Source organism: Vibrio sp. Vb0937, assembly GCF_033338855.1.
The window spans coordinates 1-1,185 of record NZ_JAWOTK010000323.1 but is presented as its reverse complement, the minus strand read 5'-3'; the positions used below and the strand labels follow the sequence as shown (position 1 = coordinate 1,185).

The 1,185-nt window shown below is 49.9% G+C and carries 1 protein-coding gene; it reads left to right on the top strand.

Annotation, left to right across the window (positions count from 1 at the left end; translation table 11 throughout):
* Window positions 1-6: 6 nt before the first annotated feature.
* On the top strand, window positions 7-1,185 hold a 1,179-nt coding region (locus R7P67_RS25425), incomplete at its 3' end, for a ribulokinase (protein ID WP_318086398.1).

Genomic DNA, 1,185 nt, shown 5'->3' with positions numbered 1-1,185 from the left:
GTTGTCATGGACACAATAAATACACATCAGCAGCATGTAATTGGTTTGGACTTCGGATCGGACTCCGTACGTGCGCTTATTGTTAATGCCGAAACAGGCCAGGAAGTTTCCTCGTCTGTGGTGTACTACTCACGATGGATGAAGGGGCTCTATTGCCAACCTGCGCAATCGCAATTCAGACATCACCCGCAAGATTATTTGGATGCAATGACCAGCGCGATCCAAGAGGTACTGGCAACAGTGCCACAGACTCTGGCCGATTCTGTTGTCGGCATAGGCGTCGACACAACAGGCTCAACCCCAGCTCCAATAGATGAAAACGGCACTGTTTTGGCGCTGCTTCCTGAGTTTGAGCACAACCCAAATGCAATGTTCGTCCTCTGGAAAGATCACACATCCGTAGCCAAAGCAGATCGAATTAATGAACTCGCCCATTCGGGAAGATTCACCGATTACACGCGTTACGTCGGCGGTGTGTACTCTTCAGAGTGGTTTTGGGCAAAAGCAGCTTGGGTCAGCGAACAAGATGAACAAGTTGCAAAACGTGCTTTCAGCTGGGTCGAGCTGTGCGATTGGATCCCAGCAATTTTGGCTGATACTCAACATCCACAAAAATTGCGTCGTGGCATCTGCGCTGCTGGACACAAAGCGATGTGGCATGAAAGCTGGGGCGGACTACCTGAACAAGCGTTTTTAAGCGCAATTTCACCGACGTTAGACGGTATTCGCGACCGTATGTTCACAGAAGTCTTTACCTCCGATCAGGCGGCCGGGTACCTATCAAAAGCATGGGCAATAAAATTAGGCTTACCAGAAGGCATCGCGATTGCAATCGGCGAGTTTGATTGCCACATGGGCGCCGTTGGTGCCGGTGCTGGTGCCAACGATTTAGTTAAAGTCATTGGCACTTCTACCTGTGACATTTTGATGGTTGAATCACAAAACGTCGGTGACCGCACTATTCATGGTATTTGTGGTCAAGTCGAAGGCAGTGCTATGCCCGAGTTGCTAGCACTTGAAGCCGGACAGTCCGCTTTTGGCGACATGTATGCCTGGTTCAAAAACGTCTTAATGTGGCCACTACAGGCTTATGCCGAACACAATCCAGACTTTGCCTTAACTGCCGAAGAAATTGCGTCAGAACTTTTGCCGATGCTCTCGCAAGCTGCCGAGCAGCAAGGTATC